The sequence below is a fragment of the Magnetococcus marinus MC-1 genome (assembly GCF_000014865.1).
In the GTDB taxonomy this organism is placed as follows: domain Bacteria; phylum Pseudomonadota; class Magnetococcia; order Magnetococcales; family Magnetococcaceae; genus Magnetococcus; species Magnetococcus marinus.
This window is the reverse complement of sequence record NC_008576.1, coordinates 4,490,333-4,505,905: the sequence shown is the minus strand read 5'-3', so window position 1 is coordinate 4,505,905 and position 15,573 is coordinate 4,490,333. Positions and strand designations below refer to the sequence as shown.

Annotated in this window: 12 protein-coding genes; 1 reads left to right on the top strand and 11 read right to left on the bottom strand. The window is 50.6% G+C overall.

All coding sequences use genetic code 11. The annotated features are described in order from the left end of the window. Positions 1–27: 27 nt before the first annotated feature. Positions 28–1,479: a ribosome biogenesis GTPase Der gene (der, locus tag MMC1_RS18410; RefSeq protein WP_081436395.1), complete on the top strand. Its 1,452-nt coding sequence runs from the start codon at positions 28–30 to the stop codon at positions 1,477–1,479. A 287-nt stretch (positions 1,480–1,766) separates the two neighbouring features. On the opposite strand, the gene MMC1_RS18405 is transcribed toward der, so the two are convergent. The 11 genes from MMC1_RS18405 to MMC1_RS18355 form a co-directional block, all read right to left on the bottom strand. Next, positions 1,767–3,251, bottom strand: a complete 1,485-nt coding sequence (locus MMC1_RS18405) for a CBS domain-containing protein (protein WP_011715127.1) — start codon at positions 3,249–3,251, stop codon at positions 1,767–1,769. 123 nt (positions 3,252–3,374) lie between these two features. After that, positions 3,375–3,734, bottom strand: a complete 360-nt coding sequence (locus tag MMC1_RS18400; protein ID WP_011715126.1) for a response regulator — start codon at positions 3,732–3,734, stop codon at positions 3,375–3,377. A 117-nt stretch (positions 3,735–3,851) separates the two neighbouring features. Continuing rightward, positions 3,852–4,310: a chemotaxis protein CheX gene (locus MMC1_RS18395; RefSeq protein WP_011715125.1), complete on the bottom strand. Its 459-nt coding sequence runs from the start codon at positions 4,308–4,310 to the stop codon at positions 3,852–3,854. Between the two features lie 94 nt (positions 4,311–4,404). After that, the gene (locus MMC1_RS18390) at positions 4,405–4,782 is read right to left on the bottom strand and encodes a response regulator (RefSeq protein ID WP_011715124.1); all 378 of its coding nucleotides are present in this window, start codon (positions 4,780–4,782) and stop codon (positions 4,405–4,407) included. Between the two features lie 9 nt (positions 4,783–4,791). Next, positions 4,792–5,700, bottom strand: a complete 909-nt coding sequence (locus MMC1_RS18385) for a CheR family methyltransferase (protein ID WP_011715123.1) — start codon at positions 5,698–5,700, stop codon at positions 4,792–4,794. Positions 5,701–5,759: 59 nt separating this feature from the next. Then, positions 5,760–7,040, bottom strand: coding sequence for a chemotaxis-specific protein-glutamate methyltransferase CheB (cheB, locus tag MMC1_RS18380; RefSeq protein ID WP_011715122.1), 1,281 nt, complete (start codon positions 7,038–7,040; stop codon positions 5,760–5,762). 18 nt (positions 7,041–7,058) lie between these two features. Further along, on the bottom strand, positions 7,059–8,753 hold the full coding sequence (locus MMC1_RS18375) for an ATP-binding SpoIIE family protein phosphatase (RefSeq protein ID WP_011715121.1): 1,695 nt from the start codon (positions 8,751–8,753) through the stop codon (positions 7,059–7,061). Between the two features lie 16 nt (positions 8,754–8,769). Beyond that, the gene (locus tag MMC1_RS18370) at positions 8,770–9,087 is read right to left on the bottom strand and encodes an STAS domain-containing protein (RefSeq protein WP_011715120.1); all 318 of its coding nucleotides are present in this window, start codon (positions 9,085–9,087) and stop codon (positions 8,770–8,772) included. Between the two features lie 84 nt (positions 9,088–9,171). Further along, positions 9,172–10,167 (bottom strand): methyl-accepting chemotaxis protein, encoded by a 996-nt coding sequence (locus MMC1_RS18365; RefSeq protein WP_011715119.1) that lies wholly within the window; start codon positions 10,165–10,167, stop codon positions 9,172–9,174. Positions 10,168–10,657: 490 nt separating this feature from the next. Continuing rightward, a complete protein-coding gene (locus tag MMC1_RS20730) occupies positions 10,658–11,176 on the bottom strand; it encodes a chemotaxis protein CheW (protein ID WP_011715118.1) in 519 nt (172 codons plus the stop codon). Positions 11,177–11,264: 88 nt separating this feature from the next. Then, entirely contained in the window at positions 11,265–14,579 is a 3,315-nt protein-coding gene (locus MMC1_RS18355; protein WP_011715117.1) for a hybrid sensor histidine kinase/response regulator, read from the bottom strand. Positions 14,580–15,573 lie beyond the last annotated feature (994 nt).

Below are 15,573 nucleotides of genomic sequence, written 5' to 3'. Positions count from 1 at the left end.
TTGCCCCAAAGCTGGAAAAACCAAACCATGAGCAAACTCCCCTTGGTCGCCCTGGTCGGTCGGCCCAATGTCGGTAAATCCACCCTTTTTAACCGACTGACACGCACCCGCGATGCCCTGGTGGATGACACCCCCGGACTGACCCGTGATCGTCAATATGGTATTATGAAACGGGGGGATACCCCTTTTCCCATGGTGGATACTGGCGGCTTCGAAGCCGATCCCGGTGAAACCATGGTTAGTTTGATTCGCGGCCAAACCATACTTGCCATTGAAGAGGCGGATATTATTGTCTTTGTGGTGGATGGTTCCACCGGTCCGCTTACGGATGATTACGCCATTGCTAGCCATCTACGCAGCAGTGGCAAACCGGTTATTATTGCGGCGAACAAATCGGAAAAAAAGGCGGCCACAGCCTCCATTGAGTTTCATGAATTGGGCATGGAGCCTATTATTCCCATTTCATCGGCCCATGGTTTGGGTATTGGTGATCTGCTGGAAACCTTGGAAGAGATGACCGATGCAATGGAGGGTTTCTGCCGCCAACCAGAAGAGCAGTTGCTGCCGCTTGAGGTGGAGCAGGAAAATCCCGAGGTTGCAAGAGAGCCCCGTTTTAAGGGTCCTTTACGGTTGGCGGTGGTGGGTTGTCCGAATGCGGGTAAAAGCTCGCTGGTTAACCGTTTGGTGGGGGAAGAGCGTCTGTTGGCTTCTGAGATAGCGGGCACCACGCGGGACAGTATTGATGTACCCATTACGGATGCCAACGGTGAGACGGTTATCTTGGTGGATACGGCGGGTATTCGGCGCAAGAGTCGGGTTTCGCTGCGTGTTGAAAAATTTGCGGTGATTGCGGCCTTAAAAAGCATGGAGCGGGCGGAGGTTGCCATTTTGGTGTTGGATGCCCAACGGGGTGTGACAGACCAGGATAAGCGCATTGGTAGTTATGCATTGGATGCGGGTTGCGGTCTTATTTTTGCGGTGAATAAATGGGACACCATGCCCCCTGGGCAACAGACCATTCGTTCGTTTCAAGAGGGTTTGGCGATCCATTTTCCCCGGCTTACCCATTGTCCGGTGATCTTTCTGTCGGCTAAGAGCGGGAAGCGGGTGGAAAAACTGCTGCCGACGGCGCGCAAGGTGCGTCAAGCCACACAAATGCGTGTTTCCACCTCTAACTTGAACCGTTGGTTGGAACAGGCGATTGAGAAGAAGGCGCCACCTCGTGCGGCTGGGCGACCGGTTAAAATTCGCTACTGTTCCCAGGTATCCAGTTCGCCGCCGACCTTTGTCTTTTTCTGCAATCGTCCAGAAAAGATGGAAGAGAGTTATAAGCGCTATTTAGAAAATCAGCTTAGAGAGGCTTTTGCGCTGGATGGCACGCCGATTCGCATCATGTTTAAGGGTGGTGAGAACCCGTTTGCGGAAAAGGCCCAAAAAAAGAGGGTACGCAGCAGGATACCGCCCAAGCGAAAGGCGTGAGGTTGCGAGCTGGGTGATGCGGGTCCAGGGGCCGCTGCCTCTGGTGGGGTCGAGGGGCGAAGCCCCCGTGGGGTCTGGGGCGAAGCCCTAGTAAGCCCAAAAGATCACAAAAGAGCGGATTAGGTGGAGAGAAGGTAGTGCATGCGGGTCCAGGGGCCGCTGCCTCTGGTGGGGTCGAGGGGCGAAGCCCCCGTGGGGTCTGGGGCGAAGCCCTAGTAAGCCCATTTTCCATTAAAAAAGGCCGTTCCAAGCAGGGACGGCCTTTTTTTTTTTGATGGAAAGTCGTTTTACATTTGCCGTTTACGGCGGAAAAAGTCCAGCAGGCTATGGGTGGTCACAAAACCGCGTAAGACACCTTGGCGGCTGAGCACAGGCAAAGCCCGTAAGCGGTACTTGGTGACCAGATCGGCTGCTTCAGCGACAGAGCCATCAATGGAGATGGCCACCATATCCTGCTTGGTGTTGAGTTTGCCCAGGGGTACGGTATAGATAACCTTGTCGCGCTTGGTCAAAGATTTGGTGCCAAAAAACGGGCCCATCAAATGGCGAATATCCCCGGTGGAGAGCACCCGGATTAATTTGCCTTCGCGGTTATCAATACCGATAAATTTATAGCCATCACGGCGCATGGCATTAATGGCCTTGATAACCCGGTCGGTCTCTTTCAGGGTAAAGGGTGCCTCACTCATGACCTGCTGCACAGATCCAGGAATTGTGGGGTTGGGCAGGCCATCATTTTCACTATAGCCATGCTTGGGCATGGGTTCGCGCATGAAGTCGGGCAGAGATTCGGAACCCTCTGCGCCCTCTGCGCGGGCAGAAGCGTAACCCTGAGCATCACCGGCGGCACCAGAGACTTGAGCACTCGAACGACCGGAAGAGCCTCCGGTGAGCATGGCAAAGGTATCATCGCCAGCATCGGGGCTAAAATTGGCACTTTCAGCACCGAGCTCAAAGCCATCGTTTAGATGATCATCGAATGACAGGCTCTCATCGCCACCGCCCAGGCCTAAATCATCCGCACCCGCACTCAAACCATCCGCACTCAAACCATCCGCAGTAGAGGCTGGTGGTTCTGGTGGTGCCGCGTTTTCAGCCGCTACGCTGGGGGCGGCCGCATCTGACCCAGCCGCAGCAGCGCCGCTGGATTGTTGGGCATCAGCCAATTTTTCTTCGTCAGTGGCATCCATCGTAACGCCAACCAATAATTTGGTAAGGTCACGTGAAAAGAGCCATTTGGAGGGGACAGGTTCGAAGTCGCCAACTTGGATATTGGCGGTGAAGACAGCGTAGGAGCGTCCATCCTCCATACCCTTAGGGTGCTGTCCATAGGAGATGCGTTCGGTAGGAAGTTTGAGCAGCATATGCGCGCCAGCTGCTTTTTCTTCGACCAAATCATTGAAAGCCCCAACCAGCTGGTTGGCGACCTCTTGGAATCCTTCTTGGATCTCTTCGGTATAGATGCGTTTTTTGACCTGCTCTTTGATGACCCCTTCGCCCATCATCATCATGTACCCGGCGAGGGCAATGGATGTAGCAAGGTCGAAGCAGATATAGGCGTCTCCCGCCCCGGTACCATCTTCTACAGATCGAGCAACACTTTTATCGAGCTCAAAGACTTCATCAATTTCTTCAAGGCCTCGCAAAATTTGCGAGTCAACCAGATTACAGCTTACAGAAGCACCTGTAAGCATGTTCATGTCGTTGGTTAGCCGATTGAAAAAAGAGAGGACAAAAGGTCTCAGCTTCTTTAAGGCTTTATCGTCGCTCATCCCGTTATCACCATCCGAATTGGTTCGGGAACGCGGTTCTTCGCGCCCGTGCTGACCAGTTAGCTCCGCTAGCTGGCCCTAATGATCAGGTGGTATGAGCCACCCGATCATTAGAAGACGGAACTATTTGAAGAACTGACCCAAGGTCTCTTTAAGAGTTTCTGGGGTGAAGGGCTTTTTGATGTGACCATTGGCTCCACTGGCCACGGCCTCATTGACTTTGCCTTCACCACCCTCAGTGGTCACCATAACGATGGGGGTCTGACCTATTTTGCGGAACTCTTTTACAAAAGTCAGCCCATCCATGTTCGGCATGTTCCAGTCAGAGAGGATCAAATCAACTTTGTTATCCTTCAGGACTTGTAAGGCTGCCATGCCATCACCAGCCTCAAGAATCTCATCGATCGCAAATCCGGCTTGACGCAAACCGCGAGTTACGATTTTACGCATGACGCTGGAGTCATCGACGATCAAAACACGCATGGAACTTCTCCCAGGTTTAATAGGTAGCTTAACCTGACCATAGATACAGGAATCTAAGAGAAAATTCGAGGCATAAAATCTCAAATTTTCCCACGAAACGCCACTTAGGCCACGATACTAAAGGGAAAGATGCACATGAAAATTTTCCCCTTCTAACAAAAAGGTCAAGACTTCTGACCCGTTCAAAGTTTTCCATTGAGCAATATAGCTGCCCCCAATAATGGCTACGGGGGGGGAAAGGTCAAGGTGCTTCATCTCAGCCTTGGTTTTCATGCCACCGCAGATCATATTGGTAAGCTCCGCCACGCCATCAATCAGATCTTCTGCTAAAAGCTCATCAACAGAGAGACCAACAATGCGTGATACCAGCTCAGACGCGATACGCTTATTACATGAAATGCCTACCAAGCCCTCTTCGTTTTCTCCCAGTAGACGGATTAACCCCCCTACCTCTTGATCCAACGTCAGAGTATCATGGTGCTCTTCACCCGCATACCCAACCTCAGCCCAAGCCATGGTTCCCATCACTTCAGGAACCGTCGCTTTGAGTGCATTGATGAGGGCATCCTTATCCATGATCGCATCCTTTCGGAGTGAACCAACCCTCAAAAAGGGTCAAAAACCAGACGCCTTTTCTGGGTAATTAACATAAAGCACACAACGTGCCAGATTACATGCCGCCCATGCCGATTGCTTCCATAATACGCCCGGCCATCTCTTCTTGAGAGAAAGGCTTGGTCATATAGTGACAGGCTCCCGCTTGAATGGCGCGAATGATATTATCCTTCTCGCCCTCGGTGGTTACCATCATCACGGGAATATGCATAAAGCGTTCGTCTGCTTTGACCTTTTTAAGCACTTCCAAGCCATTCAATCCAGGCATGTTCCAGTCGAGTAAAATCAAGCCAACCTCATGGCTAGACTCTTCCAAAACTTTTAAACCCACCATACCATTTTCTGCCTCAAGGACCTCAAAGCCTAACATGGCTCCTACGCCACTGATAACGCGTCGAATGGTTCTGGAATCATCGATCGAGAGGAGTTTCATTCGTGACCCCTAACGTTGCTGAAGACTAGATGGCATAGGACGTACCGCCGCAGTACGTGCCCCAGGCAACGGCCGAGCCGCACCCCCTGCCGATGGCTTAAACAAGGCGGCCCCCCCCACCATCACCTGCTCAAAGGCATTGGTATAACCCCTTGGTGATTCTGAGGCGCCAATAGCAAGGTAGGCTGTGGGGGACATAACACCGTGAATTTTGCCGTAAATATCCCGCTTCAACTCGTCAGAAAAATAGATAAGAACGTTGCGGCAAAGCACAAAATCAAACTGTCCAAGTGAGGTGTAGCTGTCTTTTAGATTGTACTGCTTAAACTCAATGAGCTTACGCAATTCGGGTTTGATTTCATAGGCCATCCCTTTTTTCTCGAAATAGGTTTCGAGAAATTCCGGTTTCATGCCCCGTGAAATCGCCAACTGGCTGTAACGACCCGCCTTGGCAATGAAGATCGAAGAGGGCGAAATATCTGTACCAACCACCTGGAATTTATCCAGGGAAGGTGCCCCAATTCCCATCTTTTTTAAGCCTTGGTCGATGAGCATTGTCACCGAGTAGGCCTCCTGCCCCGTAGAGGCCGCCGCAGACCAGATGCGTACCTTGGGCTGTGTTTTCGCTTTTTTGATCAGTTCCGGAACGACAAAGTCCGAGAGTGCTGTGAAAAACGAGGTGTCGCGAAACCAAAGTGTCTCATTGGTGGTCATGGCATCAATGACCTTGGTGCGCAACATGCCCGTATCCTTTAGCAGTTTGTCGTGCAACTGCATAAAGTTTTCACACCCGTTTTGAACCATCAAAACAGTGAGACGATTTTCCACCAGATACTCCTTACCGGCACCAATGAGAATCCCACTGTGCTCGTGGATGAACTGGCAGATTTTTGTAAACTCTTCGGGAGTGATAGCCATATGTCGACCGTTTTAAAATTACGGATCCAAGTTTTATTAGATCCTACACAAACACGAAATCATACACCACATATTTCCTGTATACGCTTACCGATTTGCTCTAAAGGAAGTGCTTCATCCGAAAGCCCTTTCTCTTCTACCGAACGGGGCATACCGTAGACCACACATGAATCGCGGTCTTGGGTGATACAGTAGGTTTTGGAACTACGTTTTAGGGCATCCACACCGTTGGTGCCATCACGACCCATACCGGTAAGAATGACAGAGAGTGTCTGCCCACTAAAACTCGCGGCTATAGACATAAATAACACATCTATAGCCGGTCGACACTCGTTAACCTTGGGTCCCTGATTTAAATCGACCGATAGTTGCCGACCAAGCATTTTTAGGGTCATGTGCATGCCCCCTTGGGCGATGATAATGCCCCCCGGTGTTACCAGCATGCCCGCTTCTGCCTCAACCACCTCAACCCCAGACGATCGGCTTAACTGGGAGGCCAAAGAGGCCGTAAAAACCGGCGGCATATGTTGCACGATGAGCGTGGGAATGGGTAATTTTTTCCCAGCCAAAACGCTCAATACACGGGTTAATGCCGCAGGTCCCCCCGTTGAAGATCCAATTAATAGCAGATCCGGGCGCTGCACCCGAGGCCCCGCTGTGGGACGCGCCGCTGGTGTAACCATAGGCCGACGCGCTACCGCAGGGATACCTGCCCGTTGTCCAGGTCGTATGGCAGCAGGCAAACCCGGTCTAACAGGAAGCGGAGCCTGACCCCGAGCCGCCAATCCCGGTCGCGGTGATGGCATAGGCCGGGCACCAGGTACCGCCCCAGCACGGTTAGGTATACCGAACGGGGCCCTTGCCGGTGGGGGCTCCGCTGGGTTACTCACCTCATCGACCACAGCGGCCGCTTCGCGGCCCGCAGGCTTACGTTTGGAGACAATGACAGATAAAATGGGCTCCAGATCCAAGCGCAATGCTTGCATCGCCGCATTGGCATTGCTTTCCAATGGCTTGGTCACAAAGTCCAGCGCGCCTGCGTTTAAGCACTCCATAATGATGTTTGCATTGGAGCGGGACAGGCCACTGACCATCACCACGGTCACTTCAGGAAAACGCTGACCGATCTCCTTGAGCGTGGCCAGACCATCCATGACGGGCATTTCAACATCGCACAGAACCACTTCAGGCTGGACACCAGGAATTTTCTCAAGTGCCACCTTGCCATTGGGGGCCGATGCCACCACCTCAACACCAGGGATGGATTCGGCCACCTTTTTCATGATCATGCGGTAGGTAATGGTGTCATCGACGACCATTGCCTTCAACTTTTCCGCCATGGATGCCTATCCGTCTTGCTAAGTATTATTCCATGTATAAACAGCCTCGGCAATATTGCCGCGACCAGAGTATTCCAACGACTGACACAATGACCTCACTAAGGCAATACCACGACTGCCGTGGCCAAAGTTGGACTGTATAAACGAGGTTACATTGGCCGCATCAAACCCGCTACCACTATCCTCAACCCGTATCGTAAATGAACCACCACCATTCTCTAAAGATTGATGCGTCACGTCGACCTGGATATACCCCTCAGGATGAGCGGCTAGACGCTCTTCACGGTTGAGATAGTAGTTTGTAAACCCTTCTGGCGTTGCCTTGGTCGCCGTGAGCATGCCCAAAATGCCATGGTCCAACGCATTGGTAAAAAGCTCAGAAAGAATAATGTACAGTCGCTCCCGATGCCCCGTCGGTGCCTGAATATTCATCAGCGCATTGACCATGGTTGGTAAAGGGTCCTGCTGTTTGAGCATCTCAATCTCAAACCTAAACCTTGTGCTCCAGCGGCCAGGCTTAAACTGCTTATGGTGCTGGTAAAGCTGCTCCGAGGTCGCTGGTAACGCCGCGCGGTTGCAGTCAATCTCTAACAGGCTTATATCGTCATTCTGGGGTGCCGCCGCACGAAACCGCTTCACATCCTCTAAAATGGTTTGAAACCGTGCCTCACCGCTGACAGTCGGCTTAAAAAGCGACTCAAGGTGATCCGTGCCATACATCTGACCTTGGGGATTAATGGCCTCTGTCAAACCATCGGAATAGAGATATACACGATAGTCGGGTAATATCTCTACCATCTCTACCGAACGATCTTCCGCTGTAAAGTGTGTAACACCCAACGGTAAATGGGTAGAGCGTACACGCCTAACGATGGAACCGCTGGCATCGGCAATTAAAATATCCGGTAAACCCCCATTCCAAATCAGCAAACTCTGCTGGCGTGGATCAATCTCAATCAGACAGGCGGCACAAAACATACGAGCGGGCAGAACCTCGGTCAACTTAGCATTCATCTCATCCACCAAATCACTGATGGAAAAACCCTGCGCCGTTAGACCATAAAATATTTCAGAAATGGGCAATGCCCCCACCGCCGCCGATAGCCCATGCCCCGTAAAATCCCCCAACATAATGTGTAAGCCGCCGGCGGGGTTATAACTGGCCATGAGCAGGTCGCCATTAAAAAGCGACATAGGGGCTGTCCAATGTTGCAAACAAGGTGCATCCAGCAGATTGCCTGCCTGCACAATCTTGCTAAAAAGGTGCTTACCAACCTCTAACTCTTGGCGTATGGTCTGTTGATGGCGCTCCAGCAACTCTTTTTGTTCCCGTAGCACGCCATGCAACTGCCCAATGCGCTCCATGGCGCCAATCTTTGCCTGTAAAATGGTACGGTTAAAGGGCTTGGTTAAAAAATCATCCCCACCCGCATCAATACACTTGGCCAACCCTTCATCGTCTGTTACCGCAGTCAAAAAGATAATGGGTACAAAACGATTGGGGGATAACGATTTTATGCGACGGGCAGCCTCATAACCGTTCATTAACGGCATACGAATATCCATCAACACCAAATCGGGTCGTTCATCGCTAAACAACTCAACCCCCCGTTGACCATTGGGGGCCGTGAATACCTTATGCCCATCCTTTTCTAAAAGGCGGGTGAGAATCGTACTATTGATACGATCATCGTCAACGATAAGGATTTTCATACGGTAAAATTACCGATCAACCAATTTTAAACAAACGTTGAAAATTGGCGGTTTCAAGAATTTTGCGTATCTCTGGTCGGGCATTAACAATTTGAATATTCGCATCGTTAGATCCGGCCTCTTCTCTAAGCAAAAGCAGCATGCCCAAAGCCGACGAGTCAATATACTCTGTACCCGCCAAATCGATCACAAAGCGAATTTTACCCACTTTACAATTTTCAATCTCACCTTGATAGGCCGTACGAAATTGAGAGTGCATCTCAAAATTAAACCGCCCTTTAATCGCGATGATATGTTCGCCGTTGCCACGATTAACGTTAATGGTTCCCGACATAGTGTGTCCCCATAGTTATCAAGAATTATCCATCTGCATCTGGTAGACGCAGCTACCAAAATCCTACATCAACCCTGTGCGAAATCAGAAAAGTTCGATATCCCCTTCGTCCATAGATTCCTGTTCAACCGGGTTGTGCCCTAACGTATCATAGATCTGTTGATGACGCTCTAAAACCTTGCGTATTTCTGATTGACGGGTCGTTTGGTCGGCACTGCTGATCGACACGCTCAGCGTGTCAGTCATAAAGTTTTCCATCATATTCAGCTTTTTTTCAAGACTTTGTGATAGTTGTGTCACCATATCTTCAAACTGTAGCGACATCACAGCGATGCCGACGCTATGGGAAATTTGCTCTGAAAGTTGACTGACCCGTTCCAGAGTTTGCGTCGTTTGCTTATCCAGATTAGCAATCTCTTTCATCATGCCATCAACCCGATTTTTCGACTCGATGGCAAAGCTCATATCCTTAGAGGCCATCGTTTCAATAATCTGTTTGGCCTTGTTGATATTGCGGTGTGACTCCGATACCACCGAGTCAATCTGCCCACTAAATTGAGAAGAGTCACGGGATAGGGTTCGTACTTGGTCAGCCACCACCGCAAAGGCACGGCCCGCTTCCCCGGCTCGTGCAGCGACAATTCGGGCATTGAGTGCTAATACGTTGGTCTGCTCAGAAATCCCATTGATATCACCGAGTATTTTGCCAATTTTGTGCATTTGATCGGCCAGATCATCCACGCGGTGTACCATCTCCATACTCTGCCGGCTTACCAACAAAATATGGTCGACAAAGGCGTGCAAAATGGTGTCTGTCTCACCAACAAATTCAATGATATTAACGTGGTGTGGCTCGTCTTTAGATTGCTTGGACGCCTCATCCTTTGAGCCCGCATGAACAAAATCATGCAACAATTGGGTCTGAATTTCCGTCTGCGTGCGTAGGTCGTTAAAGCTGGAACCCAGCTTGACGATGGCATCTTGAACCAAATCCCGAACGCGATAAACCTCCGTACGCATGGCATCCATCTCATGCTTAAGAATCTGTTTAACTTCGCGATATAGTTGCTGTTCAACCATCTAACCAACCTTAATTTACCAACGGCCAAGAAGCGACAAGAGGTGGGCAAAAACCACGCTTAAAACCAACGTGCAGGCCCCTTTGTACCGGCTACGTCACTTCGTTTCACGCACAATTCCTGACATCATGGCATTAACCCATACGCTAGGTATAGACAAAAAACAGCAACCCTGGCAAAGCGCATAGAATAAATCAATCACCTTAGCGGGTAAATATTGTTGCAAGCCACACGAACAAAGAACAACTGTAAGAACTTACCCAGCTTCTGCCAAACAGGCATAAAAAAACGCACAATGGACCTTAAGGGGGCCAGGAATGGCCGATTGAGACCCCTTCCTCTCCACTGCACAGGTGCCATGCGCGCCATTCTTAGGAAACCAACCGATCCACCGCCTAACCACGATGGCTCGTCGACTGCGACGCTCACTCTTTTATGTTAGCGTAACCCCCCACTGCACTGATATGGAAAGCAACCGTGAAAACAGACCACTAAGCGGCGTTCTGTTCAAATCCCAAAACTTGAGCAACATCAAGAATAACCAGAAGGTTTCGTTCAAACTCTACCACACCATGCACAAAATCGGCAGATATCCCACGCAGGTTGGCCGGAGAGGGCAAAATGGTATCATCTACAATATCTCGCACATCACCTAACTGGTCAACAACCAACCCCACCGGATCCGACCAAGGGCAGCGGCTCATGGCAATATCGCGGTCAATCTGTGCTACTTCACTACGCGTTTTTAAGATGACATTGTACTGCTTGGCTGGCTTCCCATCATTCCCGATCTCCGCATTAAAAACACCACTGCGGGGATCGTCGGACCAGCTTAAACGATTTTTAAGATCAAACAACGTGATTACCCGACCGCGTATATTGAGCATCCCGCGTATATAATTAGGGGCTCCCGGTACCGGTGTACACTCCATAGAACGGTTAATCTCCCTAACCAGGATAATATCAATACCCAGATAGAGATCACCTAGTGTAAACGTGCTGACCAGCATGGCTCTTCTTTCTCATCACGAAAGGGGCGCACCCCAACTAACCGGAGTGAGAACGCCCCCGACCCGCTGAGGGCCGGGGGGTTTCGTGTCAATAAAGCTCTTCCGTCTGCAACGTCGCAACCACGGAGAGGAGACGATTCTTATCAATAGTTGGCACACAACTGACAAAACCAGCTCGGGCGCAACGTTGCTCCAGATCAGAAGAGATGGACGATGTGGTCGCAATGATCGGAATCTCCGACATGGGGGTTCCCGCAACCTCAATAGCCAGTTCAAAGCCATCCATAAGCGGCATATTTAAATCGGTGACAAGCAGATCAAAAACCTCTTCTTTAAGGCGTTTTAGCGCGGATGTACCATCCTCAGCCTGGTCGACATAGAAACCCGCACCGGTCAGATAACTGGCCGTTAAAGCCCGCAAGAAGGGGGTATCATCCACCACCAATGCCCGCAGCCCGGTGCCATTGACTTGGGGCGGCGGATGGGGCGAAGAGATACCCGCAATATCAAATACCAAGTTAACATCTGGGAACAGCACCACACGATCATCAATCTGCGCAGAACCAAATAGCCCTTCGGCACGAATGGCGCGGCAATCCAGATCAATAGCCGTTTCGCGGGTATCGATGATGCGTTTAAAGATCAATCCTGCCTGCATGTCTGGGATGTTAGGCACCACCATACAGAGATTGTCATCCTCTTCGCCGCCTACGGAGTCAGAGGCATAACCCATAGACATACTCATTCCTTCCAACCCCAGTACTTGGTCAGGGTAAACCGCTCGGAAGGTTTTACCGTCATAACGTACGTAGGGCAGGCCACCAATATTATCCAGCAAATTGGGCGGAATTTTTTCAACCCGTCGCACCATGCTGTGCACAATGCCCATCAAGAGACCGGTCTCCGTCTCAAGCAGAATAATATTCTGTTTTTCACGCAGTGCGGCACGGCGCTCATCATCAAGGTCCATGCGGCTGGCACGCTCAACATTGCTAAAGTTGATGTTGGCCTGCTCCATCACCCCAGCATAGTCAATAATCAACGATACCGTACCATCACCAAGGATGGTGGTGGCCGAGAAACAGGGGTTGTCTTTGAAGAAGGAGGGCAGTGGCTTCACCACAATCTCTTCACTATCCAACACCTCATCCACCACCATACCAAACTCGTTACCGCCCACATTCAACACCATAATGTAGGCCACCAAACCACCAGGTGCACGACGATCACTGCTATCCCGACGGGCAGCACTCTTCTTGGTCTCAGCCGCCGGTTCACTCTTCCCGTCTGTCCGCACAGAACGACGCTCATGAAGATTTTGGCGACGCTCTGGTGACTCAGACTCCGGTGGCCATACACGTTGAATACCCAGTACATCTGCTAAATCCACCAGCGGCAAGAGCATATTGCGTAAACGCAATACCGGGGCATTACCCACAACCTCAATTTGGTTGGCGCGGTCAGATTCCGCCACCCGCACAATCTCAACCAAGCCGATCTCAGGAATTGCAAACCGCTGTTTGCCCGCCGAGACAATCATGGCAGGAATGATCGCCAAGGTGAGCGGTAGCTTTAAGATAATGCGGGTGCCCTTACCAACCTTGGACTCAATGTGTACCGTACCCCCCAACTTTTCAATGTTGGTACGCACCACGTCCATGCCCACGCCACGACCCGACACATCAGAGATCTTTTTAGCCATGGAAAAGCCCGGAGCAAAGATCAGCCCCAGCGCCTCCTCCTCTGGCATGGTGTCCGCTTGGCGTTCGGTAATCAGACCCTTCTCCATCGCCTTGGCCTTGATGCGTACCGCATCAATACCGGCCCCATCATCGGAGAGAGAGATATTCACCATACCGTTTTCATGGTACGCCGCCAGCTCAACCTGACCCGCATCGGGTTTACCCACGGCCACGCGCGCATCGGGTTCCTCGATACCGTGGTCGGCCACGTTACGAATCATGTGGGTCAAAGGATCGGAGAGGTGTTCAATGACCGACTTATCCAGATCAACCTCACCACCGCGAATTTCCAGATCGATTTTTTTGTTCAGCTTACGGGCCAAATCCCGAATAATACGTGGGAACTTGTTAAACACAACGCTCACAGGCTGCATACGCGCCTGCATGACCCGTTCTTGAATACGGCTGGTAATAGAATCAAGATTCTGCACCAACGAGGTAAAGTTGGGAAACTGAGTCGCCACATCCGCACTGGCACGGACCAACTGGTTACGTGCCAGCACCAATTCACCGGCGTTGTTAATCAGTTCATCCAGCAGAGAGACACTAACCCGCAGGGTCTCTTCGACAGAGGGAACACCCCCACTGGCACTTTGTGCTTTAGCACTCTCGCTCCCTTTACCTTTGGCATTGCCTTGTTGCGGCTTACGCAGGGCAGGCTTACCACGGTTAGAGCCCATATCTGCCATACCCATGTCCATATCAAGATCCATCGGGTTAGCCATGGGCGGTGGCGGCGGAGGGGGCGCAGCAGGGTGCTCATCGTGATGGGGCTCAGCCGCTGGCGCGGAGGCCTTTTGTGACTTGGCGCTTTTCGCCAAATGATCGGGAATCGGCGTATTGGTTATCTTTTCCATGGGGATCTGGATTAAGGACTGGAGCAGATCCTTTTCCAGCACCGTGGCAATAAAAATATCCAGGTAGTGACCCACGGCTGAAAAATCACCACTGCTCACTTTGGGTGAGGTGTCAACCACCTTACCCACAGAGGCGAGCAACGATTGCAGATTGTCAAAAGCGGTCTTTTTATCCTTGGCCGTGCCTTCGGTTTCTAGCTGTAGGGTGAAAAACTTCTGCCCATGCTGGATCGCATGGCCCACATCCTCGGCATAGGATGCCAAATCAAAACGCGCAGCAACATGGCCCGCCGGGTCTGTGGAGGCTTCTTCAGCGGCGGGCGCATCTTCGTGCACGGGCTCCGGCGCAGGGGCCGCTTCTGCTGGGGCGGCTACTGGGGTGGGCGGAGGACCGGATGCCCCACTCTCATGATGATCCAGGATGGACTGGATCGCATTGATCTGCTCGGTGGCATCCACCTTTTCACTATTGGAGACGTCATTAATCATGGTCTGGAGTTTATCCAGGCCAGACAGCAGACTGTCAGAGACCGCTGGCGAGGCGACAATGGCGCGTTCACGCACCTTACCAAGCAAGTTCTCCATGATATGTGAGAGCTTGGAAATCGCGGTCAAGCCAAAGAAACCGGCAGAGCCCTTAATTGAGTGGACGCTACGGAACAGGCGATTGATAACCTCGGTGTCCGTATCGGCGCCTTGCTCCTCCAGCGTCAAAAGGTCGGGCTCGATGGTTTCGATGTGTTCCACGGCCTCTTGGACAAACATGCCCAATAGTTCATCATTTTCATCGGTTTCCATGTTCATGAGCTGAACTCTACTCGCTGAAGGTAAGCGTTTGTTAAAAGCGCTTTATTGACACGTAGGGAATCTTATAGATTGTTGAGGATTTATTTTTCCTCGTCAATCCCAAATAGGCACTTATGCAGTCTTAACGCAACTTTATCTCCTGGTAGCCGTGGTGACAAGCAGGGTTATGGCTTTTGCATCAGGTTTTGGTTTAGAATCGAACAGATTCTATACAGGATATTAACCATATGTAAAAAAAGATACAAATAAAAATATGCTGCATACAATTTCTGGGCCTAACAGATCATTTTCAGCAGCTTACGTATAGTGGGCAGAAGTGGATCCGTCAGGTTAAATCTCCACGGATCTTACACCCCGGCGATTTGCCTTAACGGAGTCTAAGATCCCGTGGCAAGATAACCGCTGCTTTTCGTCAAATCTGCACCGCTACAACCCAAATTACCCCAGCCTCTAAACTGGAACCCTGTTTCCGCTGGTAGGCGCCGCTACGGAAACAGGTTGGCAAGAGGCATTCCACATCCTCTGGAGCGTGGTGCGTGGTGTCACCAAAAATAGGCGATCATGTCAGGCTACAGGGATAATGATCGGCTACCCAAAAAAAAACTTCACCATATTGTTTGCTCCGTGTGGGGTCGCTGGGCCGGCAGGGCATGAGGTATTAGTAAATAGCGTGGGTAATTAACCTTAGGTAAAAATGATTTAGGTATATAACACGCAAGGTATACAACAAAACATGGCAAGGCATGGTTGTGTATGTTCCGTAAGAGCAAGATGCTTGAAATGTGTATATATATTTGATAAATCATGATAAAAATAGCAAAAACGCAGATAACCGACCCAACGCATTCAAACTAAAAATGGGGTTTTTTCAAAAAGGCTTAGTATGTAAAACCATATGAAATATATAGAGAAAAATAATTTATGCGGGGCAAATGGAAAGTTGATTTTCCTCCTTGTGTTCTTATAAAAATTACGTAGCATATGGTTTTTA

Excerpts from the sequence above, each read along its gene's own strand:
- der (WP_081436395.1), top strand. The coding sequence starts at position 28 with ATGAGCAAACTCCCCTTGGTCGCCCTGGTCGGTCGGCCCAATGTCGGT.
- MMC1_RS18405 (WP_011715127.1), bottom strand. The coding sequence starts at position 3,251 with ATGAGCGACGATAAAGCCTTAAAGAAGCTGAGACCTTTTGTCCTCTCT.
- MMC1_RS18400 (WP_011715126.1), bottom strand. The coding sequence starts at position 3,734 with ATGCGTGTTTTGATCGTCGATGACTCCAGCGTCATGCGTAAAATCGTA.
- MMC1_RS18395 (WP_011715125.1), bottom strand. The coding sequence starts at position 4,310 with ATGGATAAGGATGCCCTCATCAATGCACTCAAAGCGACGGTTCCTGAA.
- MMC1_RS18390 (WP_011715124.1), bottom strand. The coding sequence starts at position 4,782 with ATGAAACTCCTCTCGATCGATGATTCCAGAACCATTCGACGCGTTATC.
- MMC1_RS18385 (WP_011715123.1), bottom strand. The coding sequence starts at position 5,700 with ATGGCTATCACTCCCGAAGAGTTTACAAAAATCTGCCAGTTCATCCAC.
- cheB (WP_011715122.1), bottom strand. The coding sequence starts at position 7,040 with ATGGCGGAAAAGTTGAAGGCAATGGTCGTCGATGACACCATTACCTAC.
- MMC1_RS18375 (WP_011715121.1), bottom strand. The coding sequence starts at position 8,753 with ATGAAAATCCTTATCGTTGACGATGATCGTATCAATAGTACGATTCTC.
- MMC1_RS18370 (WP_011715120.1), bottom strand. The coding sequence starts at position 9,087 with ATGTCGGGAACCATTAACGTTAATCGTGGCAACGGCGAACATATCATC.
- MMC1_RS18365 (WP_011715119.1), bottom strand. The coding sequence starts at position 10,167 with ATGGTTGAACAGCAACTATATCGCGAAGTTAAACAGATTCTTAAGCAT.
- MMC1_RS20730 (WP_011715118.1), bottom strand. The coding sequence starts at position 11,176 with ATGCTGGTCAGCACGTTTACACTAGGTGATCTCTATCTGGGTATTGAT.
- MMC1_RS18355 (WP_011715117.1), bottom strand. The coding sequence starts at position 14,579 with ATGAACATGGAAACCGATGAAAATGATGAACTATTGGGCATGTTTGTC.